22 protein-coding genes are annotated in these 22665 nt (G+C 57.5%); 13 read left to right on the top strand and 9 right to left on the bottom strand.

Annotation, left to right across the window (positions count from 1 at the left end):
- Positions 1–81 precede the first annotated feature (81 nt).
- Positions 82–1272: a tyrosine-type recombinase/integrase gene (locus A3OO_RS0100135; protein WP_040573339.1), complete on the top strand. Its 1191-nt coding sequence runs from the start codon at positions 82–84 to the stop codon at positions 1270–1272.
- Positions 1260–2057 carry a hypothetical protein gene (locus A3OO_RS0100130; protein ID WP_018405798.1) on the top strand — a complete coding sequence of 266 codons (798 nt, stop codon included), beginning with the start codon at positions 1260–1262 and terminating at the stop codon, positions 2055–2057. The genes A3OO_RS0100135 and A3OO_RS0100130 overlap by 13 nt, the downstream gene beginning before the upstream one ends.
- On the opposite strand, the gene A3OO_RS22485 is transcribed toward A3OO_RS0100130, so the two are convergent.
- Together A3OO_RS22485 and A3OO_RS24495 are read right to left on the bottom strand one after the other, a co-directional pair.
- Positions 2017–2553 carry a transposase gene (locus A3OO_RS22485; protein WP_198008726.1) on the bottom strand — a complete coding sequence of 179 codons (537 nt, stop codon included), beginning with the start codon at positions 2551–2553 and terminating at the stop codon, positions 2017–2019. The genes A3OO_RS0100130 and A3OO_RS22485 overlap by 41 nt on opposite strands.
- Before the next feature lie 174 nt (positions 2554–2727).
- Positions 2728–2853: a hypothetical protein gene (locus A3OO_RS24495; RefSeq protein WP_280642567.1), complete on the bottom strand. Its 126-nt coding sequence runs from the start codon at positions 2851–2853 to the stop codon at positions 2728–2730.
- A gap of 194 nt (positions 2854–3047) precedes the next feature.
- Here A3OO_RS24495 and A3OO_RS22785 point away from each other — a divergent pair, with 194 nt between their 5' ends.
- From A3OO_RS22785 to A3OO_RS20870, 4 genes are all read left to right on the top strand, one after another.
- Positions 3048–3326 carry a helix-turn-helix transcriptional regulator gene (locus A3OO_RS22785; RefSeq protein ID WP_083909719.1) on the top strand — a complete coding sequence of 93 codons (279 nt, stop codon included), beginning with the start codon at positions 3048–3050 and terminating at the stop codon, positions 3324–3326.
- A 1065-nt stretch (positions 3327–4391) separates the two neighbouring features.
- Complete coding sequence (locus A3OO_RS0100105) at positions 4392–6215, top strand: DUF927 domain-containing protein (protein WP_083909718.1); 1824 nt, start codon at positions 4392–4394, stop codon at positions 6213–6215.
- A gap of 128 nt (positions 6216–6343) precedes the next feature.
- A complete protein-coding gene (locus A3OO_RS23905; protein ID WP_018405792.1) occupies positions 6344–7357 on the top strand; it encodes a hypothetical protein in 1014 nt (337 codons plus the stop codon).
- Between the two features lie 193 nt (positions 7358–7550).
- Complete coding sequence (locus tag A3OO_RS20870) at positions 7551–8156, top strand: hypothetical protein (RefSeq protein ID WP_018405791.1); 606 nt, start codon at positions 7551–7553, stop codon at positions 8154–8156.
- Positions 8157–8324: 168 nt separating this feature from the next.
- Here the strand turns inward: A3OO_RS20870 and A3OO_RS22775 are convergent, their stop codons facing one another.
- On the bottom strand, positions 8325–8594 hold the full coding sequence (locus A3OO_RS22775; protein ID WP_026222538.1) for a helix-turn-helix domain-containing protein: 270 nt from the start codon (positions 8592–8594) through the stop codon (positions 8325–8327).
- 285 nt (positions 8595–8879) lie between these two features.
- Here A3OO_RS22775 and A3OO_RS22480 point away from each other — a divergent pair, with 285 nt between their 5' ends.
- A complete protein-coding gene (locus A3OO_RS22480) occupies positions 8880–9737 on the top strand; it encodes a DUF805 domain-containing protein (protein ID WP_156824708.1) in 858 nt (285 codons plus the stop codon).
- Positions 9738–10160: 423 nt separating this feature from the next.
- Positions 10161–10442, top strand: a complete 282-nt coding sequence (locus A3OO_RS0100075) for a PsiF family protein (protein WP_040573494.1) — start codon at positions 10161–10163, stop codon at positions 10440–10442.
- A 271-nt stretch (positions 10443–10713) separates the two neighbouring features.
- On the opposite strand, the gene A3OO_RS0100065 is transcribed toward A3OO_RS0100075, so the two are convergent.
- Entirely contained in the window at positions 10714–11892 is a 1179-nt protein-coding gene (locus A3OO_RS0100065) for a DUF3095 domain-containing protein (RefSeq protein ID WP_026222536.1), read from the bottom strand.
- A gap of 250 nt (positions 11893–12142) precedes the next feature.
- Here A3OO_RS0100065 and A3OO_RS20860 point away from each other — a divergent pair, with 250 nt between their 5' ends.
- Together A3OO_RS20860 and A3OO_RS0100050 are read left to right on the top strand one after the other, a co-directional pair.
- The gene (locus A3OO_RS20860) at positions 12143–12775 is read left to right on the top strand and encodes a tyrosine-type recombinase/integrase (RefSeq protein ID WP_051080365.1); all 633 of its coding nucleotides are present in this window, start codon (positions 12143–12145) and stop codon (positions 12773–12775) included.
- Between the two features lie 283 nt (positions 12776–13058).
- Positions 13059–16526: a hypothetical protein gene (locus tag A3OO_RS0100050; RefSeq protein WP_018405783.1), complete on the top strand. Its 3468-nt coding sequence runs from the start codon at positions 13059–13061 to the stop codon at positions 16524–16526.
- Between the two features lie 38 nt (positions 16527–16564).
- On the opposite strand, the gene A3OO_RS0100045 is transcribed toward A3OO_RS0100050, so the two are convergent.
- The gene (locus A3OO_RS0100045) at positions 16565–16855 is read right to left on the bottom strand and encodes a hypothetical protein (RefSeq protein WP_156824707.1); all 291 of its coding nucleotides are present in this window, start codon (positions 16853–16855) and stop codon (positions 16565–16567) included.
- A 455-nt stretch (positions 16856–17310) separates the two neighbouring features.
- Here A3OO_RS0100045 and A3OO_RS0100040 point away from each other — a divergent pair, with 455 nt between their 5' ends.
- On the top strand, positions 17311–17577 hold the full coding sequence (locus tag A3OO_RS0100040) for a hypothetical protein (RefSeq protein WP_018405781.1): 267 nt from the start codon (positions 17311–17313) through the stop codon (positions 17575–17577).
- Here A3OO_RS0100040 and A3OO_RS0100035 read toward each other — a convergent pair.
- Positions 17567–18349, bottom strand: coding sequence for an autoinducer binding domain-containing protein (locus tag A3OO_RS0100035; RefSeq protein ID WP_018405780.1), 783 nt, complete (start codon positions 18347–18349; stop codon positions 17567–17569). The genes A3OO_RS0100040 and A3OO_RS0100035 overlap by 11 nt on opposite strands.
- Positions 18350–18427: 78 nt before the next feature.
- On the opposite strand from A3OO_RS0100035, the gene A3OO_RS20855 reads away from it, so the two are divergent.
- Together A3OO_RS20855 and A3OO_RS0100025 are read left to right on the top strand one after the other, a co-directional pair.
- A complete protein-coding gene (locus A3OO_RS20855) occupies positions 18428–19081 on the top strand; it encodes an acyl-homoserine-lactone synthase (RefSeq protein WP_018405779.1) in 654 nt (217 codons plus the stop codon).
- Positions 19041–20399: a cytochrome P450 gene (locus A3OO_RS0100025; protein ID WP_083909717.1), complete on the top strand. Its 1359-nt coding sequence runs from the start codon at positions 19041–19043 to the stop codon at positions 20397–20399. The genes A3OO_RS20855 and A3OO_RS0100025 overlap by 41 nt, the downstream gene beginning before the upstream one ends.
- A 305-nt stretch (positions 20400–20704) precedes the next feature.
- Here A3OO_RS0100025 and A3OO_RS22475 read toward each other — a convergent pair whose 3' ends face one another.
- From A3OO_RS22475 to A3OO_RS20845, 3 genes are all read right to left on the bottom strand, one after another.
- A complete protein-coding gene (locus A3OO_RS22475) occupies positions 20705–21235 on the bottom strand; it encodes a 3'-5' exonuclease (RefSeq protein ID WP_018405776.1) in 531 nt (176 codons plus the stop codon).
- Positions 21236–21286: 51 nt separating this feature from the next.
- Complete coding sequence (locus tag A3OO_RS0100010) at positions 21287–21856, bottom strand: recombinase family protein (RefSeq protein ID WP_018405775.1); 570 nt, start codon at positions 21854–21856, stop codon at positions 21287–21289.
- Positions 21857–22202: 346 nt separating this feature from the next.
- Positions 22203–22665: HAD-IC family P-type ATPase (locus A3OO_RS20845; protein ID WP_018405774.1), on the bottom strand; the 463-nt coding region annotated here is incomplete at its 5' end.

Here is a 22665-nt window from a genome sequence, read left to right as displayed (position 1 = left end):
TCCAGGCAAGTTTGTTGCGGTCCTATTGAAGCCGGAATAGGATATGGGCTAAAATGTGGGGTATCTGAGTTAGGCGGAGGCATGCCGAAGCAAGGAAAGCATCCGGAAAAAGCTCTCTCCGCGCTTAAGATTCGATCTCTCAGGGAGCCGGGACGATACGCCGATGGCAATGGCCTTTATCTGGTCGTCGATCCATCCGGCGCCAAGAGGTGGATGTTGCGAACGGTCGTGCAGGGCCGCAGACGCGACATTGGTCTTGGGGGAACCAGCCTCGTTTCGCTGGCCGAGGCGCGGGAAAAGGCGCTCAGCTACCGGAAGCGCGCTCGTGAAGGCGGCGATCCCCTTGCCGAGAAGCGAAGAGTGGAGGCCAAACCGCCGACCTTTAGTGAGGCTGCCGGGCGGGTCTTTGATGAGCACTTTCCGAGCTGGAAGAACTCGAAGCACGCATCGCAGTGGATGAACACGCTGCGGCAATATGCTTTTCCATCCATCGGCGACATGCCGATCAACGAAGTCGACAGTCCCCACGTCCTACGTGTCCTCTCCCCGATCTGGCTATCGAAGCCTGAGACAGCGCGCCGCGTTCGTCAGAGAATCGGCACCGTATTGAGCTGGGCCAAGGCGGCCGGATATCGGACGGGCGACAACCCCGTCGAAGGAGTCGCCAAGGGGCTGCCGAAGCAACGTGATCGGAATGAGCATCACGCTGCGATGCCTTTCGCCGAAGTTCCCGCCTTTGTTGCGCGACTTCAAGGCGCAGCCGACCAGGGCGAAATTACGCGCTTGGCGATCGAGTTCCTTATCCTCACCGCAGCCCGCACCGGCGAGGTGCTGGGCGCGAAATGGCGGGAGATCGACAAACCTGGACATGTCTGGACGATACCGGCTGATCGAATGAAAGCGGGGAGAGCCCATAGAGTGCCACTAAGCAGTCGATGTCTTGATATCCTGGAAAGAGCCAGGTTGCTGAGCGCAGGAAGCGAATTTATTTTTCCGGGGAGAACGATCGCTCGTCCGATGTCGAACATGGTCTTCAATATGATGCTCCGGAGGATGGACGTGCCGTTTACAGTTCACGGCTTTCGGTCTTCATTTAGGGACTGGGCTGCCGAACGCACGAGCTACTCGCGCGAAATATGCGAAATGGCGCTTGCCCACACGGTTAGCAACAAGGTTGAAGCGGCTTATCGTCGGACCGATTTGTTCGACAGACGTCGTGACCTTATGGAAAGTTGGTCGCAATTACTGGCGAGTGATCAATGTTTGACCTAGCAACGACCGCTGAAATCCTGACCAGCGAAAGCACCGATGTTGATATGGCCGCGCTGAAGTTAATGGAGTTTCAGTGCTGGATATACGGACCGAAGCACCGTTGGTTGTATAAAGCCGGGCGCACACGAACGCTTGTAACCTTGCTCCGAACGCTGAACTCGAAACGTACTGCAACTAAAAATCCAGAGTCGCGGCGTTCGCTTGAGAGGCGGATTCTAAAGATAGTCGATTATTATACTAGTAATGAAGCTAGGCCACGCCTAGCATATTTCGATCTTGATCGTGTAGTTGTATCAGCAGAGCTAAGAAAAGCCGTAGAACAAAGCCACGTCGTTGAACAAATAATCAGCTTTTCTTATATTTTTTCTCAGGGCGAATACGACTCCAAAAGTCGCGGCGGCAACACCATGGCAAGAAGCATTTTGTGCCAGACCGGCGGTATCAAATTCGCTCCCACAAGAACGAAGGCCATATGGTCAAAATTCAAGGATAGTGCGATTTTTATATATCTGATGAAAGACGGGTATGACTGCATTTTCCCAGATTTCTCTCTTGGATACGACTTTGGAAAGCAACTGTATCAGAGCGCCCAAGATCGAACACTGCTCCGAGAGCTATTTAGTCACTACAACCATATTGCAGCAAAACTCGTTAAATGCGGCTACATCTATGAACTCCTGGACGTTCCAGTCGTCCCATTCACTGAAGAACCGCGAACCTTCCCTCAGGGCGTCATTGACGCGATCACACGGTACGTGCCGCAAGACGACGGGGGGTTAACGTAGCTGTGCGGCAGCGCGTCATCATGACGTGGGCGGCTTCGTAGAGTAGCGCACGGACCATGGCGTAGTCGCATTTCGTGGTCCGCCCGACCTGCTCGACTTCGCCGGAAGCGTGCGCCCTGGCCGTGAGACCGAACACGGCCGCCACGAGCCTGGATTTGTCGAAGCGATGAGCGACATCGACGCCGGTGGGGAATGTGAGTGCGACCACAGGCCTCACAGCGGTAACGGTCATGAGGCGGCGACAAATTATATTTTTCTTCACGATAGCAGGCACCCTCTCGCCGAGCTTCGCCAGCGTCCGCAGGCCGTCCTCGTAGGCGGCGAGCAGCGACTCCGTCATGGCCAGGATCTTCTTGTCATCGATCGCCTCACGGACGCGCCTTGCGAACAGTGTGTTCTTTCCGACTCCGGTGCGAATGCCGAAAGCCTTCAGCGTGCCGCGCACGGTGTTGATGAGATCCTTGTTGCGTCGGACCATCGCCTGGCGGTGACGCAAGAGCAGTCTGATGCGCTGGCTCTAGTTAGTTTTGACATGGGCGATCTTGAAGGCCTGTGCGCATCGCTTGCGCAGTCGATTGTGCGTCACGCCTATCCGTCTTGATAGGCGAAGCCTTTGCGAAGGCCTTCATTTGGCGGACCTCGATGCAAATGACGGGCAGACCGCGTTCGGCTAGTCCGCCGAAATGCCGGGTGCCAGCGGACCCTCTTCGAGACCAAGTCGGCCGATCTCGCCTGCGAATTCCTCGATGCATCGGCCGATGTCGTCCGGATCGCTGGCGGCGACGCGCTCCATCACGGCTGCGCGGCTCGGCGATCGGCGCGATAGGTCACTCTTGGAAGGACCTAGTCGGCCGAGAACTGTCTCTCGTTCCAAAACCGAGGTCGGTAAAAAGGTCGCCGGGTTTTGCGCCGCCACGCAGCAGCACAACGCCGCCGCTCGTGGCAGAGTATTGCGCCGCCCCGTAGTCCTCGTCGAACAGGAGGTAGCAGATGTCTAAGGATGAACTGCCCGCATTCGGTTTCGTGCGGTTAAAGCAAGTAATATCGCCTCGCGGGCCGATACCGGTGAGCCGATCAACGTGGTGGGCCGGCGTTCGTTCGGGACGCTTCCCTAAGCCAGTCAAAATCGGTCCGCGTTCGTGCGCGTGGGACGTTAACGGTATCCGCGAACTCGTCGCGTCGATATCGAATTCCGGGTGCAATTCAGACCAAGTGCTTGAGGCGCGTCCAATCGACCGAACGTTACCAGTCGCGCGCTGCGACGAATGATCACCTAAGCCTCCAAAACTGAAGCCATAGCTCTGTCAGCGATCTGAAAAATGGTCGACGGCGAAGCTATGCGCAAACTCCAACCAAGTGAGAAGCACCATGTTCAACAACACACTCGATGAGAAACACTACGCCGGAACAGGCTCGCGGGGTGAGCCGACTGCGGCCGAACTAAAGGAGCACGTCCTCGAATGCGTCGACGCCCTCCGCACCTCTTCCTTTGGAGACGAAGAAGGCAGAGAATCTCTCGCCGATATTCTTGAGAACTGCGATCCGGGTCATCGCTGCGGTTCGGCGGCGTGTCTTATGTGTGGGACAGCCGCAAAGCGTTTCCTCGTCGAGCGCGTCGACAGGTTGTGGCCCGAACCGACGCCGCTAAAGTCTTTCGCGCTCATTTCACCGGCGTTTCAGCGCCCTCTAGGCGCCCTTGACTCCATCAGCTTCAAATCCATTCGAATTCTAACGCGCGAATGGTTGAGCACCGCCGGATTCAGAGATCTAAAGGCGCTTGGGTTCATAGACCTTTGTCACTCCATCGATCGTCGTACCGGTAAGGAAGAGTGGTCTCCACACATTCACATGGTTACGCCCGTGGAAGGCTCTGAGGGTCTAACGCGTGCGCTTAAAGCCACTCTTGAGTCCGGAGCGCAGGCTCCTATCCCAGTGCGTGGGGTGACTGTTCGGGATCGAAGCCGTCAGATTAGCTACGTCTTCAAACCGAGGCCAACCCGCACAGTTCGCTACGCGACGAGTAGCGGAAAGGCCTACCCGACGAAGCACTGGCTGAAGCGCGAACAACAGGTTGAATCTCTGATGTGGTTGGGCAGATACAGCGCTCTCGACCGCATCATATCGATCAATCTCGGCGCAAGCAGTCGGCAGCTGAAATCGTCGCGCACATGTGCCTCATCAACTCATGACATTGGCCGAAAACGTATGGCTACACAGCGTTAGCGCCATAGGCGGCCGACCATCGTTTTGATCAACGCCGGGTGAGGCATTGAGGCAGAACCGCCTTGCCTCACCGCCTCACCTCTCCTTCCATTTCCAAATGCGAGAAACGTCATGAACGGCAAATCATCCCGAACCAGCAAACTAATCAAGAAGGTTCAGCGCCAAGCCTCTCCGAAGAATATCAAGGGAAGTGTTGGCTCAAAGGCCGCAACTGCGGTCGCCAGGCCAAGGCTTGCTCTAAAGGCGCCTGCGAAAAGGCCGGTCCACTCGATTCCGACTTCAACAACGGCGATCCCTCTAAAGGGGTGGTCGGCGATACGCCTTCGTGATGAAGCAAAAGGCTTGCTATCGATTGAATTCCGATTTCCTGATGGCGAGGGCGGTGAGAGTCGGCACGAGATTCCCAACAGCTACACGGTGAGTCAAATGTACCGCGAATTGCGCGGATTCACTACAGCTCTCCCCGAACTGCCCAGAACCGCGATTCAATTCATTGAGCGCGTCATCGCTTCGGCTCCGGCGGGCTTTTGCGTCAAAGCTGCAAAGCCCGGTTGGAAGTGGCGTTCTGCCGACAGCGAGCATTCGCCATCCGTGTTCGTGACGCCGCACTTCACCATACCGAAGAGTGCACCTTTTCGATGGAGCGCGCGATCAAGCAGCGGGTTGGGAAGGATGTGCGGAACGTTGGAGGCTTGGCAGGATGAGGTGGCATCTTTTGCGAAGCACTCAAACTATCTCACTTTCGGCTTGTGCTGCGCTGCCGCCGCTCCGCTCGCACGCTTCGCAAACCTACCAGAACTTGCAGTTTTCAATCTTGTCGGTGAAAGCAGCGTCGGAAAAACGACCGTCGCACGCGCGGCGATGTCCGCGATAGCATCCCCAGATTCTATCCGCGGCTGGGACTTAAAGAACAGGGCATTGGAAGAGGCAGCCGCTCAGCACAATGATCTTCTGTTCGTGCTAAATGGCGCCGAAAAGGCTCCCGTTCGCGAGCGCGCTCTGCTGATTGAACGCATCATCCATATGCTGCCGGAAGGAACTTCCACTGCTCGTTCTTCGGTGGTGCAGGACAGTCTTCCCGACGAACGGTGGAGCACCATCGTTTTGAGCACCAGTAACTCAAAGGGAGCTGAAATGGTTCCGTCCTCACGAGGATGGGATGCTCAAGACGCCGTGCGTTTCATCGATATCCCCGTGCCGTCTATTGGCGGCGGGGGGATATTCGACCGCCTGGCAAAGGACTCGGTGAATGAATCCTCGGAGTACGTCAACAAATTGGAAAGGAATCTGCTTGGGGCATACGGCTCGTTTCTACCGGCGTGGATCAATTACTTGCTGGAGAAAGATCGAACGGTCCGGCTGCGATATTGGTCACGTTTTTACCTCGACCGCGCGCAGGCAAGTCCTGGCATTGAAGAGCGAGTAGCGCGGAAGTTTGCCCTCATCTATGCCGCAGGGAAAATCGCAGTTGAAGCGAAATTGCTGCCATTTGGGGAAGTGCCCGTGTACGATGCGGTTAAAACGCTCCACATTCGTTCGAAACGTTTTCGAACGAGCTCCTCACGGGATCTTCGCAAAGTTCTTAAGGATGTCGCCAATCGACTCCAAAGCGGCGATGGCCTTCACGAACCTTCTAGCGAAGGGAGAGTTGTGGTTGATGCGTCGAGAGTGCTCTTTGGAGTTAGGACAGTCTTGGACGGCACGCGTGTCATAGGCTTCAGAAAGGAGGCGCTAGAGATTCAATTCGGAGAGGCTTCGGCGCGAGCCTTCGTATCCTGGCTCCTTAAAATGAAATTGCTCCCAGCGAGCGATGGAGGACCAGTAACGACTCAATTGCGAGTCGAATTGAGTGTAGGTGGAAAACGAACAGCAAAGCCGCGCTTCCTCGTCGTACACGAAGAGCAACTTCTACGGGCTATTTCTAAGATTCAGTAGCTTTCGATCGACAATTGGGTGGGTCGCGCAAACGCGCGATCCACCCACCGACGCTGATCGCTAAAGGTGATTTGACGTCTCCTATTCGCCTTGGCGTATCGTTTGGCTCGTCAAACGAGCGGGGCGAGATGGCCAATGATGTCGAGCATGCTACATGGGACTTCACTATCCGCATCACGCGCACAGCCCTACTGCTCGCGCCACGAGACTATCTCAATGCGATCGCAGCTCGTCTTTCGGAAGCGCAGATTCAGGACGCGGTGAGGCGACGGGATAGCGCCGCGATCTTTGACTGGCTGATGGCCTCGATCTCATTGCAGGGAATTAGCGACGCGATCGCTCTTAGGTTTGACGCGCGTCACGGCGGCGTTTGCTACGCCGAGATCGAGTCAGCATTGCACACCCCGCCAATTTGCCCCCGGCTGCGGTGCTACTGGCGTTTTGAGGCTTGCCGGTATCGAAAAGGCGAGGGGACATGTGCCGAACCAGGCCTTCAACCATTTTGCCCGTTGCCGAAACATCCGCTGCGGAAGGGCTCCCTGAATGTTGCGGCTTACAGCCTGTTTCTATTTATCCGTGACATTTGCGACGGTGATTTCGTCGGCTGGATGGATGCGCGGCTGGAAGCTGCAGACCCAGGATTAGGCATTACCGGCCGGGTAGGGGCCATGGGCGCTGCGCTGCTGGATCCTCTTCGTCACGTCGACGGCGTCGGCCCCAAACTCTGGAACATGATGCTTGCCGACCTTTTGCTCGCCGCCGATCCGCAACGCGAGCGATGGGTGACGGTCGGCGCGAACATGATCGCCATCGATACGCTCATCCATAATTTTCTGCATCGCACTGGAATCTTGCGAAGGTTGGGAGCGGAGCACGCCTATGGCGCCGGATGCTATGCGTCACATGGATGCGCGGCGATCGTCTCAGGCCTTGCCGAGCGGATCGATGCTCGGGAGTTTAATTCGGCAAACCCTGCAACCTTCCCGCGCTTCGTCCAGCACGCCCTATGGGGATTCTGCGCCGCCTGGGGATGGAACATCTGCAACGGCAACACCATCGATGATCGTCGAAGATGCGCGAACGGCAATTGCCCGGCGTTCTCGGCGTGTGACCGCGTTCCTCTGAAGCCGCAGAGGGTCTGAAGCGCCGATCCCAGACCGTCTCCTCTAAAGGAGCGATTTTCCCCTTTTTTGAAGAGGCAAAACTAGGTCTTGACAATAGGAATATAATCCTGTATACTACCCCCAACGGGGTTTCGTGCGCGCTCGGCAGCGACGCCGCCCCGATCAATCGACCAAGGGCCTCAGGACCTTTTGTCACTTCTGGAGGGCAGGCATGACCGGCAAAAAGCAAATCGAAAGAGAGGCGAGGGAAGCCCCGACCCTCATCGTTTTTGGGCTCGATGACACCAAAAGGCCGCACGCCTCGGCTTTTCCCGCCCACGAGGCCGAACTCGCCGAAAAGGCCGCAGGCCTGATGGGCATGGCGGCGCTGCGCCTCGCGACCGACGCGCAAAAGGCGCTCGCCGCCAAGCTGCCCAAGGGGCGGGTGTTCGCCAGCGGCCGGGCCTTCGTGCCTTTCGTGCGGGCGGGGCTGTATGAGGCGATCGTCGCCGCCGCTGGGGTGCTGGCCAAAACCGCGCCATCGGCCTGTGCGGCCTCGGCTGACTCGCCAAAGGCCGACGCAGGCGCGGTGGCCCCGGCCGGGGTCGCCGGGGTCGCCAAACCCGCCACCCCGCCCCAGCCGGCCGGCTGGGCCGACATTCGGGTCGGCAGCGTCGTGCTCGCCACGGCCGGCCCTGACCAGGGCTGGTACGAGTCCGAAGTCATCGAAATTCTCGAAGATCTGATGAAGCTCAGATGGCGCAGCTGGCCGGAAGAGCCGGTTTTCGCGCGGCGATTTTCTCAGGTCGGCCTGCTGCCCCCGAACGGAACGATCTGAGGCGATGGCGAATGCCCGGGCTGCAACCAACCGGTTCGGCATCCAGTTCTCGGATTCGAAGCGCGGCATGCGCGCCTCACCGTCGCCGCCAAACCGAAGCCGACGCTCGCCATCTGGCTGTCTGGAATATTCTTGCGCTGGTCCGTGCCGACCGACGCAGTATATCGCCTACTTCGCCTTCCTTGGCTTGCGGCCCGCCCTTAGTGGAGACGGTTTCCTGTCACCTGGCTCTGGCGCTACGAAAAAATCGGCCAGCTGTATGCCGAGTGTATGAGCCAAATTCTCTAGGGTTTCTATTGTGGTGTTCTCTCGACCACGTTCGATACGTCCAACGTAGGATGGCTCGCATCCGGCCATAAGGCCCAGAGCCTCTTGAGAGAGACCTTTTGCAACCCGAAGGCGTCGTAGATTCCAACCAACCAACTGGCGAGCTTTCATGAACGACGAAGCGCACCACTTGCACACCATTAATCCAGGCATTAAAATACCTGTATTAAGAAGGACAGCCGCTGGCGCTTCGCCGGTGGCGACCGCGGAAGGCAACATGACCCACGTGTGTTTCGAGGAGGGGTCTTGGGGGAGGATAGGAATGGGGCTGTCAGAACTTGCTCTTCGTCGAACGCTGTTTCGCCACATGCTGTGATCGCCGAAGGAGCGCATTCAATAGCAGCCCCTCCGCGCCTCAATCCTTTCCTCGACCCCAAAATTCAGCAGGAGCATTCGATGTTCGATGCCTATTTGGACGCGATGCGCAACTACGCCGTTTTCAGCGGGCGCGCTTCGCGAAGGGACTATTGGTTCTTTGTGTTGACGCTGGGCCTGTTCGCATTCGCGGCGGCGTTCCTGGATTCGCTGTTAGGTACGACGAATCCTCACGGAGGCCTGTTTCTCGGACTGGTGTTTGTCGCGCACCTAATGCCGCAGCTCGCAGTGCTGGCTCGGCGTCTGCATGATGGTGGCTGGTCGGGATGGTGGCTGCTGGTTCTTCTTACCGGCGTTGGCGGGCTATTTCTGTTCGCGCTTGCATGCTTGCCCGGCACCAAGGGGCCAAATCGCTACGGCGCAGCGCCCGTTTCTGGCCCACGCTCGAACGCCAACGCTGTCAGCAGCGCGCCTAACGAGCCTCGCAGGCTCGCCACCAGCGCCCCTCAGAAATGGCTGCTTATCGGTTTCGGGCTCGCGATTCTGGTGGCAGTTATCGGAGGCAGTACTATGGGCGGAACTCGCGTTGGCTGCGATGCGCCAGAGGTCAAGGACCTGGTCTTAGGAAAGGTGGGCGGATTGCTCAATATGGTCAATAAGGGCATTGGAAACCAGCCGGGTATGCCCCAGGAAACGCTCGACCTGCTTGCGAGCGGCGGCAACACGCTCGATCTTCTACAAGGCAAAAAGCAACACCTTCCCCCCTCTCCGGATGGAAAGCCATACTTGACCGCCGTTAGCACGACATGGAGTGTTGGCAATCGGCATGCTTGCACTGCGCACGCGGTAGACAGCAAAGGCAGACCGTGGCCTGTCAGTTACATCCTCGACGTCGCTGACGACGGAAAGAACTTTTCGGTCGGGATCCAGCAATTCTAGGATAGCTAGCCGCTTCCTCATTGCTTGCACCACCCGGGCGCGCCAATGACTGAGGTGATTGATCGAAGCCTAAAAAGCTTTGGTGTCTGAGATTCAGCTCAGCCCCAGATACGGACCGCCTATCCACCGCGCCAAAGCGCGTAGACGAAAGCGCCCACGAAAATCGCGAACAGCGCGAGGCTCGGCCAGTCATAGCGGTCGCGGAAGGGCAGCTTGCGCCACTCGCGTTCAGCATCTTCGTCCCGGTTGTGTTGCCCTCGCCAGCCCATGAGAAGCTATTAGATCAGTTCCCAGCGCGCGGAAACCTCAGACGAAGTGCGGCTGCCGGAGCGCGCCACCGTCTCGCCATGGCGCAGGATTTTCCGGCTATCGCTCTCTCCGTCTCTCCCCCATACTGCAGGGGCATTTTTCGAGGAGGGCGACATGCTAAAAAAGCTTTTTGCTACTTCAGTCTTCATCGCTGGCGTTTTGGGTTCCGCAGGCGTTTACGCCCAGGCTCCATCCAACCCAGACTGTGCCGCCAAAGCGACTGAAAAGAAGCTGCATGGCGCAGCGTTGAACAGTTTCATGAAAAAGTGCGAGAGGGATGCAGCGACGAGTGCGTGCGACGCAGCTGCTGTCGAAAAGAAGCTAGCAGGAGCGGCCCGAACCAGCTTCACGAAGAAGTGCGTCAAGGACGCCACGACGACTCGCCCTGCTCAGTGATTTTCGCGATCATGTGCGGCCGCAGCTCCAGCGCCTTACCGATATAATCCGGCCAGCCGGTAACCTTCGACCGCGATACAACATCCGCCGACGACGCGGATCGAGGTCATCCACCATAGAACGCCCGCCGCGCAGGAGCAGATTGTTTCATCGCGCTTTAATTGATCCAGCGTCAGAACTCCGATCCAACGCTTGTCGAGCCGCATCGGAGTCCGCTTAGCGCCAGAAGGGGACTCTTTCGAAAGCCGCTCGTTGCTTGGGTTCTGATCGCTTACTCCCATGATCGATTTTTCATAGCCTTCGACGCCATGGTGTATCCGCCACTGGCACCATCGATAAAGTGGATGTGAGCAAGGCTGTTGGTTTTCCCCCTTAAAGGACGGCCGATATTCTCATTGGAAAGCAAGAAGCACGTCAAAAGTGCATATCGTTGTATGAACGTTCCATATCGGGCGAACTCAGCGGCTGTTTCAAGGCGCCGATCCAACTCCTCGGCGAACGCAGGCGAGCAGTCGAGGGTCAGGTACAAAGCATCGTCAAACTTGCGAAAGTCTGCGTTCGTAATCATGCTCTCCATGTAGACATCCATATCGCGACCTCCAGCCTTCGGTCGAAATTGGAAGGCGAGGTAACTAATCGTGTAAAGTAGGGTTGATTTTATCCACGCCATCCAACGCCAGTCGCCGGTCGCGGTCTTCGCCGCTGCCTCAAGTTTGATTGCCTGCGCGGCCGGACCGGGCACCAACGCGTTCAATGTCACGGGGTTTCCCGAGTTCTCTAGTGTCGCGATAAGGGCGATGATCTCTTCCATCAAGGCAGAGAAACGCGGATCCGACCCACGTGGAGCGATCATTGCAGACAGAATAATGCCATGCTTGGCTGGGGCGAGGCCCCAGCGACAGCTAAGCCCGGACAGGTCTGGCACGGCTCCATTAGATGCGGAATCCAGAAGATGGTTCCCAGCTTTGACCTGATCTGCAAACCAACCTAGGCCTCCACCCGAAAACATTGCGTAGACGCAATCAGGTCCGGCTTCGTATCGAACGACGCAAACGTCGGCACCAGCGGCACGGATCGACGAAACTGGCAACATTGCGACGCGCAGTTCAAGATTGAATTCAGTCTCTGAATGAGCCGCCATCGCTTGAAGCGCCTGCGATGCAGCGTCTGCGTCATTAGGGTCGACCGCGAAGCTTGCGCCGTCGCCGCCAAACACAAAGGGGAACGGGCGGCGTTCAATGGCATTTGTGATGGCAGAAATGACGCCAGCCCCCACCATATTAACCGCCTTATACCTCCCTTGCTCGATCGCGTTTGTCGAGCCGACGACATCTGCAAATCCGACAACCCAGCCATCTGGGAGCGGAACATGGTTTTCTGGACGCGCGGCGACAGAGAAAGAGGAAATGACCGGTAGGCTCGAGTAAAAGCTGGTTGATTCATCGACCATAAAATCGGTCTCATCATTCCATGGGAGTCGGCGTGATTATGTCAAGCCACATACACTCTATCGAAATCGCGCCTTAAGTGGAACCGTGGTCAAACGTCCGATTTGATAACTACGCACTGTGGATTTGCGCCTACCGGATCGTCCGCTACGGGTCAGATTTTGTCCTCGCGGGCGGCGGGGGATCTAATCTATTTCGTGCCCTGCTTTGCGGGCGCTGAGGTGGGTTGGGTCGGCGCTGATGGAGGCGTGCATGCTACTACCTTCCTCATCCGATACCAACCGCATCACTCGCCCGTGGAACAAAGGGTGCCTACTGGGCCAAAAGCGCCCGCTGCGGCCAAAGGATGTCTGGACCATTCGGGTCCGTCTACAGATTGAAAGCCGCAAGCGCGATCTCGCAATGTTCAATCTCGCTTTCGACAGCAAGCTGAGAGGATGCGATCTCGTGCGCTTGCAAGTGAATGACGTTTGCGTGGGCGGCAGAGTTCGCGATCGTGCGGTCGTGATTCAGAAGAAAACTGGCCGTTCTGTGCAATTCGAGCTGACCGAGCAAACGCGATTATCAGTCCAGGAATGGCTGGATCGGCGTGGAGTAACCAACAGCGGATATGTTTTCCCCAGCCGATCTGCGAAACATCCTCATATTTCGACTCGGCAGTATGCTCGCATTGTGAAGAAGTGGGTGGCGAGCGCAGGGCTCGATAGCTCGGCCTACGGAACGCACTCCATGCGCAGGACGAAGGCTGCTCAAATTTACAAAAAGACGGGAAATTTGCGTGCCGTCCAACTCCTGTTGGGTCACACTAAGCTGGAGAGCACGGTGCGCTATCTCGGAATCGAGGTCGACGATGCTCTTAGCATTTCAGAGCAAGTAGAACTCTGAGGCAACGGGCGACGCGGACTAGCCAATTGCCATGGCCGCGTCGCGCCATGAGCGGTCGCTCGGCTGTGATCCGCCGAACTATTTGATCCACCTTTCGCGGCCGTGCGCTGCATGGGGCAATTTAGAGTTTGGAAAGTCGCTACACGAGCGCTCTCTGCGCGACGCAGTCGCCTGCCGTCTACGACTGGGCTCCGCCCGAATCGGCGCGGGGCGTTCAAATCACCGCTGTCTTGCGGCAAACATCGACTTCGGAATAAACAATGGCCGCTTAGGAGGCCCTCTCATGGCAGAGCCGGTCGATAGCTTTGCGCTGACTCCCGAGCAACAAGACACAGCAGCCCTATTGGAGCGGCTATTCGGTAAGGTCATTGCCGATCGGTACGTGGATTTTTCTCTGCTCGCGGCGGGAGCGACGGAGCTTCACGTTTCAAGGCCAGTTGCAGCACACGTGCTGCGCGAACTTGAATCCATGCTTCGTCAGGCGCTGGAAGTGCCGATGGACGCAAAAGCGATTCCGGCCGAAAGGGACCAGGAGAACTTCAATAAGGCAGCTGCGGCATTGCGCGCCGTCCCCTTGGAGGAAGCGACAGTTCAACGTGCCCTTAAAGCGCTTAAGCCCCGTCTAAACCACGCGGATCAAATCAGGATGATAGCCCAGCGGCTAGGGTTTGCACCCGACGGCGACATCGCAAGCGCATGGGTGACGCTGTGCGGTATTTTCGGCCGAGCGCATGAGCGATCGTTTCATCGAACGCTCGAAGTTGATGATGAATTTCGGGCGCAGTTCCAGCAGCCGTTCGATCTTGTTATTCGGAGCGTCGCAATCGCGCTCCAAGGACGATACAGCGCTCTCATGCGCCGTGTAACAGAACTCGCTACCATGCACGACGCAGCTCATGCCATTAAACAGTTTGAGCGAGAAATCCCCGGGGCGATGCCGCTTCAGTGGCATTTTTTCCAAACAATTGATTCGCCGCGCTGGCTTATGCCGCTTCTCGACAGCAACCTCATCGGAGAGCCGATCGCGGAAAGCGGCGAAAGCGGGCGGGGCACGGGCTTCCGCCAATGGCCCGTCGGCAATTACCTCCTTCGAATGGCGAAATCAGAGGACACGAGCGCCCGGCGGCTCGTGACAGACGCCCTCTGGAGGATAGCTTCATCCAAACATCCAGACGTGCGACAACAAGGGTTAGAGATCGTCGCGGCCCTACCAGGAGATGAAGCCGCTGCTGTCATCGATATAGCGGTCGGATGGCTCGATCTTGATTTGCGCGACATGGTGCTCGAAACGCCGATGCGCTTGGTAAAATCGCTTGCGACGAGCGGGCAAACCACGGCGTCATTTCGAATGGCTCACGCCATTTTCCAGCTCTTCGATGACGATGGGAGCCTAGCAACGCTGCACGCGCAGCATATGTATGAGCACTATCTGCGCCAAGGCGTTGCCGAACTCGCCAAATTGGACGGCATAGCCGCGGTTCGCTTCTTTTCCGAATTGCTGGTACGCGCCGCGACAATAAAGCGGAAGTTTGGCGGCGAGCCCACGGCGGACTTTACGGACCACACACCGCATCCTATCGCCAAAAGCCAAATGGCGAACTATAGCGTGTACGACGGGCTGATCATTGCCGTACGCGACGCCGCTGCTACGGCCATTCAGAACGCGCCGGGCCAAACCCTCGGCATTGTCTCGTGTCTGCTCGAATATCACCTGCGAATATTCAAGCGAATTGCGCTGCATGTGCTTTCAAAGGAGCCTGCCTCTGCTCCTGACCTTGCGGCAGCCCTTCTCCAGAACCCGGCGTTCATCGGCGAATCCTGGTGTGAGGACGAATATGCCGAGCTGGCGTTAGCTTGGTTTCGGTCTATCAAACAGACCGATCAGGAGCACATCTTCGCTACGATCGACGCTATTCCGGATCAGCGCCGCGCCGGGTGGCGGCAGCGGTTTGAAGAGTATCACAGAACTCCTCCCACGGCGGAGAATGAGCGGGAGTTCGACGCCTCAATCATTCGGGACGCCACATGGAAGTGGCGCGACGCTTTACCTGCGGCGCGGCGAGAGGTGTTCGACAACATTGTGAGTGAGTACGGCGACCCCGACGCATGGCGGGGACAGTTGTTCCCGCCCGAGACTAGCCCGTTAACCGAGGCGGATTTTGCGAGCCGTCCAGTTTCAGAAATGGTCGCCTTTCTGGAATCGTGGCAGCCGCAGCAAGAGCCCGTCAAGCAAACTATCGCGGCTCTTGGCCAGCAGCTTCGGGATGCAATCGAGCAAGAGCCGGCGAGGTTCGCCGAATCCGCTGGTCAGTTTAACCGCCTCCGTTCGGTTTTCGTTCGACGGGTGCTCGAAGGCTTTGAAAGCGCCGCTCGAAAACAGCAAAAATTCGAATGGCATTCAATTCTGAGTTTGATCGAGGCCACGATCGATCGGCTGGCGGCGTCGGTAAACGGGTCGCTGCTCGTGGAAGGAGACGATCGCAATTGGCAGTGGGCCGCTTCGACGGCGGCAAACCTCTTGAAGGCGGGTCTTCGCCAGGGCGAGACCGGCCCATCATACGATTGTGCAGCGCGAATTCGTGCAGCGATCGCAAAACTTCTCCGCCTCGCGCCTCGCTTGGCTGAGACCCCGAATTTCGAGGAAGACTTTCAACGCTTTCCTTATTTTGCGGCTGAACAGACCTTGCGAGGCTCTGCCGTCGAGCTTTGCGTGCTATTTTTCTATTGGGCGGGCAAACAGGCAGATTCGCCTATCGCCACCGCTCCGCGCACTGCGCTTCAGCATTTCGCTGACATCCGATCATTGCTCGAAGCGGAACTCGACGACACATCCGCGAGCGGGCGCATTCCGCGAGCTATCCTGGGGCGTTACCTACGTCGGCTCTTCTACTTCGGCGAGGATTGGCTCAAACCGCACATGAGCGCGCTATTTCCGTCGGACGACAACGAGTTGCGGCGCGCGGCTTGGTCGGGTCATCTCCTCAACGACGCTGGCCCGGCGGGCGAGCTGATGTCGCAGCTTGAGCAAAGCTACGCCGACGAAATCAGTCGCCTTGGCCAGGACAATGTGGATGATGATCAAGATGTGCGCGAGAACCGCCTCGGGGAGTACTTGGTCTTGCTCTTTATCACTCAGCAATTACCATACGGCATTATTGAAGCGTTTTGGCGAACCGATGCGCCGCGGGCCCGCCAGCACGCCATGACGTTTCTGGGGCGACAATTGCAGTTGCCGCCTGCTCGGTTGCCGGATGATATGCGCGCTCGCGCGATGGGCTATTGGGATGCGCGCCTTTCAGCTGCCGAATCGACCAGTGACAAAGATACCTTCCGCCTGGAGCTGGGCGCGATCGGCCGATGGTTTGGCCAAGAGGGCATTGAATCAAACTGGCTCATTGAGCAGTTACTTCGCCTGCTGAAGGCAGGCTTCTCGCCGAACTCGGGCTACAGCGTCGTTGAGTGGCTCGGTAAAATCGCTTCGTCTAGGCCGGAACAGGCTTTAGAAGTGCTCTCCTCAATGCTGAAGACCCCTTATCGCGAGCCATGGACCTATTTGAACCGAGTCTCAATCCGTACGATTCTCTCAGAAAGTCTTGAGCATGGGACGACTGAATCGGTGCGGCGGGCGCAGGAGACAATCAGCTACCTCGCTTCACTCGGCGAAACTAGCTATCTCGATCTCCTGACCTCAACGGAAGCAGTGGGCGAGCAAGGACTGTGCTTAGCATCGGCACCGCGACTGCAGGATTGAACCTGCAACGCTATCGGCGTTGACGAGTCCGCTTTGGGTCAGAAGCAGACGCAGCCCATCCTCATACTGCAGCCGATCGTCTCCGCTCCGTTAGGCGACTCTCGAGGGATGCTGAGCAATGATTCATTCTGGTGGAGCACCAGACAGCCGCGCGTGTGTTTTGGGATTGCGGCGCTGTAAGCGGCCCATGCGACCTCGACATTCTCGGCGGCTGCGACCACCCGTGACGTCCCGAGGTCGTCGATCGCCGTCACCGTGAAATTGAGCGCCTTCGCCTCCTTTTGGTCGAGCCAATTAGCGTAGCCTTCCAGAGCCATCGCAAGAAACATAGCAGTGTCCGGCTCAAACCAGGTCGGCCGATATCGGCGCGAGATCTCGCCCGCAAGCCAGCGCGCATATTCGGCGGTGTTTTGGGGAATACGGCGCGCGCTCGACATGCGAACGAAGAAAGAACATGTTAGGAAAGGGGTCAAGAAGGTTCGCCCGATTGCAAGGCGAGGGACGCAAACCAAGTGTGAATCTGCTGGGCGAAATTCGGTCGTCTACCGGCCGTCCCCTCCATGAAAGCTGTGCAAAAAATTAATGATAAATGAGAGCTTAACTTGCCGCCTCGAACTCTTCGAGATTTCACCACATCAACGCACAATTGCCCTTTGTCTCCCATTCCAATGTCAAGGTCCTGCCGTTTTGTTCCCTTGAGCTACTGGTTGTGGGCTGGCAATGGCTGAGGGCCGTCGCTACGAACGCCTTCATGGGGTCGCTCTTCAATTCCTAGGTGTTGCTCATGAAACAGCACTCTGCGGAAGCAGTCGTCACCAATACGATTCAGCTGACGGAGTTATTGCTTTCGAGGAATCAACTGAGTTGGGAAGACGCCCGCGCCGGCGTCGAATTCATCAGAGAGGACCTCGCAAGGAGGTGGCCTAAAGACTCCTCGATGGTCCGGGCCAAATTCGACGAGTGGCTGCGCGTCCAGGACGCGCGTTTCGCGCGATTCCTGTATCTTTCTGCTCTGCGCCCATCGACGGCGATGGAGCAAGTCAAACATTGATCAGACCAAGGTAGACGGCGCGCACGCAAGCCTCCGTCTTGGTCGCAGCTCCCAATTTGGCCATCGCGTGCTTGAGATGAACGACAACGGTGCTTTCCGCGACATTGATGATGTCCGCTGTCTCTGACGCAGTTTTTCCCCGCGCTGCCCATGAGAGGACATCCCGCTCACGATCGGTGAGGGAAACCGCCGCCAAAGGCTGGCCGTCGCTGTCGAGAAAACGATGAGGCAGCTGCTGGGTTTTCGCCACGAGATCGATTGTCCGCTGAGCCCAATAGATTAGGACAAGATGCAGCCAATTGCGATTGACCTTGAAGCTGTTGACAAAGCCGCTCAGCGGATCGGTCCAAAAGAATGTGCAGACGCTGGAATAGGGTCGGCCGAGGTGATCGACATAGTGGAAGGGAATGACGACTCCCTCTGTGAATCCGTGATCCTTGGCAGCGAATAGGGTTTTGAGCGGGCCAGGAATGCGTCGCCCCTTGCGCTCCGGCAGCGGCAACGAAGACCAACTGAAAGGAATGTTAGACCGACGCGCCACGCCAATCGCAGGGTCTACCTCGATGAAGTTCTCCTGACGGTATGTCTGGTCCCAATCCCGGCGGTTCGTGGTCACGACCAGGGGCGCCTGATCGCCTGCCAGGGAAATGTCGACAAAGGCATAGGACGCAAATCCGCAGGCTTCGGCAACCCATTGAAGAACAGCGGTAAGCTCTTCGACGGTCGATGCAGACTCTATTTTCGCAATTACCTCGTCGAGGGACGTCGCCATTTAAAACTACCCATTTTTGAGAATGGGGACTGAAGCTCGATCTGCGCCATCGTCAGCCCAGCAGCTGGGGGGCTGGCGATGGCGAATGTTTCGAACGATAGCACAGCTATTTTCTTCGAGGATCAAGCATCTGAGGCGCGAGCAGCTGAGATTCGGCGATTTCGCAAAAGAATTTTCGTCGAAAACAAGGGCTGGAAATTGCGGGTAAGCGGTGAGGAAGAGAGGGACGACTATGACGCCTGTGGCGCAATATTGTGCGGCCTATGGCAAGACAAACGTTTGATCGGATCATTTCGAGCACAGCGGTGCGATCGACCTTACCTGAGCGCAGAGGTGTTTTCGCATCTCTCCGACAATCAGCCTTTGCCTAAGGCCAGTGACGCTTGGGAGATCTCTCGGTTTGCGGCGGCGCCAAATCGCTCGGACGCTGGCGTTCAACTTTACGCGCTGCTCGTGGCGTTCGCGCAGGCGCGTTCGGCACGATGCCTGATCGCCGTGGCCGACATGCAGCACGAGAGATTAATGAGGCGGCTCGGCATCGTGACGCGGCGCTACGGCGAGTCGAAACAAGTCGGAACAGATCGCTTTCAGAAACCCATTTTTGCGGTCCTTGGGGAAATTCCAATCGCCTCGCAGCCTGCTGAACTTCTGGAAAAACTCGCTCAAAGCCTTCAGAACGTGGAGATTATCGATGAGACATTGGTTCTCGGACCTTTCGCCCTTTCGGCGTGACACACTGTCTTTCTTCACTGAGATGGGCCGCACGTCATGCGAGCCTTTGCGTCGTCTGAATATGGGCTTTGCGCCCGTCTACCTTGTTACCGACCCCGAGCTGACGAAGCCGATTTTTTCAGCGCCCGAAGAGGAGATCGACAAAGGCAGGCTGATCTACAAGCTACGCGAGATCATGGGCGATAGTTCGTTCACGCTCAGCGGACCGCGGCACAGGGAGCGTCGCGCCGCGATGCACGCACAGTTGGCGCGCGGCCTGGCGACGAGCATTGCACCCAGCATTTCCGCTCTCCTACGTCGCTACGCCGCGGCGCTTGCGACCGAGCCGGATTTCGATGCGCATCGGGCGACGGCGCCGCTTGCCCTGCGCATTATTAGTCTCTTGCTCTTTGGTCCCGACGCGCTGGCCCCAGGCGATGAAGCCCTGATGGTGGAAGCGGTGAATTTGATCGAAGACGACCTCGCGGCCGGCATCTTTCAGATTCTTCCGGACCTGCCTTGGGTTCGAGCGCGCAAAAAACGCAAGCTCGCGGAAGGCACGTCCATGATGCACTTCGTGGTCGAGCGCGCGCGACGCAATGCAAAAAGAGACTCGCTCATTCGAGCGCTCGAAGAGTTGCAGCTCTCCGAAAAAGAACTGAACGACGAAATCCTGCTTCTGTTCCTCGCGGGTCACCATACCAGCGGAACCGCGATGGCGTGGCTTCTCTATTTTCTCTCTATCGATCCCGCGCTACGCGATGCGATCGCCCACGAGGCTGCCTCGATTTCTGACGAAAGCGGGGAAATCAATCCCCAGCTGCTGGCAAGAACGCCAATCGCGACGGCTGCCGCGCGCGAAGTCCTCCGGCTTTATCCGCCTGCTTACTGGCTCTCGCGAGAGGTCAAGAAACCTGCGACGATCGCCGGACAACGCCTGCCAGCAGGCACGTCGCTCCTCGTCAGCCCTTGGCACATGCATCGGGATCCTCGGTTCTGGACCGAACCCGAAACTTTTAGGCTCGATCGCGACCATCTGCGAAATCCCGCGTGGACTCCGTTCGGCGTTGGACCGCGGGTGTGCGTCGGCATGGGCGTCGCGATGCTGGAGCTCCAATTGCTCGCGCTGGAATTCGCCGCGGCATTCGAGATGACGGTCACAAGCGAGGTGCCGGCGCCCACGCCGACCCCACGCGTCACGATCGTTCCCCCCGAAATTCGGATCGCGCTAAAGCCTCGCCAAACATTCGCCAGATCAGACCTTCCTTCTCCGGAGACGCAAAGTGACGGACACGAATGCCCCTACGCCCGCCAGGCTAAACATCCTGCAGTTGCTTGAGTTGGCGAAGAGCTTTATCTGCGAAATAAGCCCACGAGTATCTGCTGGCATTGGAGACATAATGCTCGAGCTGGTGCGCGCAGTCGACGACGACGAGCCTTTGCTTAAAGACCGAGTGGAGATTAGCATCTTGAAGAACGATGCGGAATTTGCTTGCCGCAGTGTGGCCGAAGACGTCTCCTGTAATAAAAGAGCAATCTGACCACTATGTCGGCGTGCACTGCGGAGACGGGTTTGTTTAGCCGAGCACTGCTGCAACTGTTCCAAGGCAAGCATGGATCAAATGTGGGTTGTGACTTGCGGCGTCATGGCGCATTTTTAGTGATCATTAGCCATAGCTGCGCCCAGATGCGGGCGTCTGCCTCGGCGCGGTGGCGGCGACTTTGCTCGGCCTCATCCAAGGCCATACGGTATCGCGCTATATCGAATTTTCGATCTGTAACCGTTTTCTCAAGTAAAGCGTCGGCGCTGGTTTGGCGTACACAGAATGAAGGCTCGATCCCAGCTCCCTCAAATATCTGACTGAGCCAAGCCTCATCAAACGGGCTATCGGAATAAAGCTCTCGTCCGGCGAGCCCGCCGTTCATGGCGTTGGCAATATCGCGTACAGGAATGCCTCGCGTAGAAATCTCTGCAAGTGAAATCCCGTGCAGTGCTTCCGCGTTCTCGTCCCAGACTGTTTCGATCTGCCACTCAGCTAGCGGACGAACGAAGTGCGAGGCAGCAATAATCTGACCGTCATCGGGCCGAACGTATGCCCAGCCGACTTCGATCACAAAGCCGTCAAGACTTGAAGCCTCGCAGTCATAGAACACCGGCGAGGTAGGATCGGCCATCGATATCTCTCCACTGAAGTGGTGCGACGTGGCTCTACGAGCGGGTCAGGCTTAAAGGCTGGCGCCTTGCTCCTCGCATTCGTTGGCAAGAACACGATAAACTTGCATACGCGAGCATCCCAACGACTTTGCAATAGCGGCAACCCCGTGCCCGGCATCAGCCATCGCGAACAGTTGCTTCCGGTCAATCCGACGTTTGCCTCCGCGATACATGCCCTCAGCTTTCGCCCGATCGATGCCTTCGCGCTGACGCTCCTTGATGAACCGCCGCTCCAATTGCGCCACCATGCCGAGAACGGTCATAACAATTCGACCGGTTTCGCCTCGCGTTGTGACGTGAGGATCGAGCACGGTCACGAAAGCTTCTCGTTGGTCGCACTCGTGAACGATGTTGAGAACATCTCGGGTATCGCGACCGAGTCGATCAAGGCGCGTCACCATTAGCTCATCTCCCGGCCGGAGAAACTCTATGATGGTCGCCAGCTCACTTCGGCCGACGCGACTTCCGCCTGAAACCTTTTCCGAGCGAATGACGCCGCAGCCTTCTGCTTTCAGCTTAGCCTGCTGGGTGTCGAGGTCTTGATCAATGGTGCTGACGCGGGCGTAGCCAATTCGAGCCATAGGGTGTCACCTCAGGGTGTTAAGCCCGACCCTACAGTGTCACTAATAGTCGCCGTCAACCCCGAAGTGACATGTCTATCGATTACGGATGTTACGTCGCGTGAGGGTATACCCTAATGATATTGGCGGGCGCATCGATGGTAGCCGCCCCGGAGGAGAGGCGGCCACGGATTGCTGGCCTACGCCTAACCCTGTCGGACCCCAGTGCAAACACAGTCGCTCGCCAGTCGGCGCTCTCGCGAGAAGAGCAGACGGTTCATGCAGGTAACGCAGCATTTCACGAAGTGAAATGTTCACTGGGACGATTTTGCGCCATCATACGAGCATCATCGCAACCTCTTGACTATTAGGAGAACGGCGGCATCTCAATTTTTCTTTCGGGGTCCAGTTCGGCTCGCCTTAGTCGCAGGGAATTGACGACGACGCTGAGTGATGACAGCGCCATCGCCGCCGCGGCGATCGTCGGCGACAAGAGGATCCCGAAGGCCGGATAGAGCGCGCCGGCCGCGATGGGCACGCCAGCGGCGTTGTAGATAAACGCGAAGAACAGATTCTCACGAATGTTGCGCATCGTCGCTTGGGAAAGGCGTCGGCCACGCACGATGCCCCCAAGATCGCCCTTCAACAAAGTCACGCCAGCGCTCTCGATCGCAACATCGGTCCCAGTTCCCATGGCTATGCCCACATCGGCGGCGGCCAAGGCAGGGGCGTCATTTACGCCGTCCCCCGCCATCGCGACGATTCGACCCGCTTCGCGCAAACGACTAACGACTTTGCTCTTGTCCTCGGGGAGGATCTCAGCTTCGATC

It is taken from the genome of Methylocystis rosea SV97, from assembly GCF_000372845.1.
In the GTDB taxonomy this organism is placed as follows: domain Bacteria; phylum Pseudomonadota; class Alphaproteobacteria; order Rhizobiales; family Beijerinckiaceae; genus Methylocystis; species Methylocystis rosea.
This window is presented reverse-complemented; position numbering and strand designations above follow the sequence as displayed.

Bases quoted from the DNA above. Each gene is read 5' to 3' on its own strand.
- A3OO_RS0100135 (WP_040573339.1), top strand. From the start codon at position 82: ATGCCGAAGCAAGGAAAGCATCCGGAAAAAGCTCTCTCCGCGCTTAAG.
- A3OO_RS0100130 (WP_018405798.1), top strand. From the start codon at position 1,260: ATGTTTGACCTAGCAACGACCGCTGAAATCCTGACCAGCGAAAGCACC.
- A3OO_RS22785 (WP_083909719.1), top strand. From the start codon at position 3,048: ATGTCTAAGGATGAACTGCCCGCATTCGGTTTCGTGCGGTTAAAGCAA.
- A3OO_RS0100105 (WP_083909718.1), top strand. From the start codon at position 4,392: ATGAACGGCAAATCATCCCGAACCAGCAAACTAATCAAGAAGGTTCAG.
- A3OO_RS23905 (WP_018405792.1), top strand. From the start codon at position 6,344: ATGGCCAATGATGTCGAGCATGCTACATGGGACTTCACTATCCGCATC.
- A3OO_RS20870 (WP_018405791.1), top strand. From the start codon at position 7,551: ATGACCGGCAAAAAGCAAATCGAAAGAGAGGCGAGGGAAGCCCCGACC.
- A3OO_RS22775 (WP_026222538.1), bottom strand. From the start codon at position 8,594: ATGAAAGCTCGCCAGTTGGTTGGTTGGAATCTACGACGCCTTCGGGTT.
- A3OO_RS22480 (WP_156824708.1), top strand. From the start codon at position 8,880: ATGTTCGATGCCTATTTGGACGCGATGCGCAACTACGCCGTTTTCAGC.
- A3OO_RS0100075 (WP_040573494.1), top strand. From the start codon at position 10,161: ATGCTAAAAAAGCTTTTTGCTACTTCAGTCTTCATCGCTGGCGTTTTG.
- A3OO_RS0100065 (WP_026222536.1), bottom strand. From the start codon at position 11,892: ATGGTCGATGAATCAACCAGCTTTTACTCGAGCCTACCGGTCATTTCC.
- A3OO_RS20860 (WP_051080365.1), top strand. From the start codon at position 12,143: ATGCTACTACCTTCCTCATCCGATACCAACCGCATCACTCGCCCGTGG.
- A3OO_RS0100050 (WP_018405783.1), top strand. From the start codon at position 13,059: ATGGCAGAGCCGGTCGATAGCTTTGCGCTGACTCCCGAGCAACAAGAC.
- A3OO_RS0100045 (WP_156824707.1), bottom strand. From the start codon at position 16,855: ATGTTTCTTGCGATGGCTCTGGAAGGCTACGCTAATTGGCTCGACCAA.
- A3OO_RS0100040 (WP_018405781.1), top strand. From the start codon at position 17,311: ATGAAACAGCACTCTGCGGAAGCAGTCGTCACCAATACGATTCAGCTG.
- A3OO_RS0100035 (WP_018405780.1), bottom strand. From the start codon at position 18,349: ATGGCGACGTCCCTCGACGAGGTAATTGCGAAAATAGAGTCTGCATCG.
- A3OO_RS20855 (WP_018405779.1), top strand. From the start codon at position 18,428: ATGGCGAATGTTTCGAACGATAGCACAGCTATTTTCTTCGAGGATCAA.
- A3OO_RS0100025 (WP_083909717.1), top strand. From the start codon at position 19,041: ATGAGACATTGGTTCTCGGACCTTTCGCCCTTTCGGCGTGACACACTG.
- A3OO_RS22475 (WP_018405776.1), bottom strand. From the start codon at position 21,235: ATGGCCGATCCTACCTCGCCGGTGTTCTATGACTGCGAGGCTTCAAGT.
- A3OO_RS0100010 (WP_018405775.1), bottom strand. From the start codon at position 21,856: ATGGCTCGAATTGGCTACGCCCGCGTCAGCACCATTGATCAAGACCTC.